Below are 263 nucleotides of genomic sequence, written 5' to 3' on the forward strand. Positions count from 1 at the left end.
GCTATCGTGTGTAACTTCCCTAACTGTGACATGGTTGGCCACACTGGCGTTTACGATGCAGCGGTTAAAGCGGTAGAGTCGCTAGACGAATGTCTTGGCAAAGTGGTTGAAGCAATCAAAGAAGCCGATGGCCAACTGCTTATCACCGCTGACCACGGTAACGCGGAAATGATGGTAAACCCAGAAACGGGCGGCATCCACACTGCACACACTAACCTACCAGTGCCACTTATCTACGTAGGTAGTAAAGACGTTGAGTTCAA

General features: G+C 49.8%; 1 protein-coding gene. It reads left to right on the forward strand.

Features of this window, described 5'->3' with window-relative positions; genetic code table 11:
• A partial coding sequence (locus AB4496_RS25970) for an alkaline phosphatase family protein (RefSeq protein WP_372132749.1) occupies positions 1-263 on the forward strand: 263 nt, incomplete at both ends.

The sequence above is a fragment of the Vibrio sp. 10N.222.46.A1 genome (assembly GCF_041473595.1).
In the GTDB taxonomy this organism is placed as follows: domain Bacteria; phylum Pseudomonadota; class Gammaproteobacteria; order Enterobacterales; family Vibrionaceae; genus Vibrio; species Vibrio tasmaniensis_A.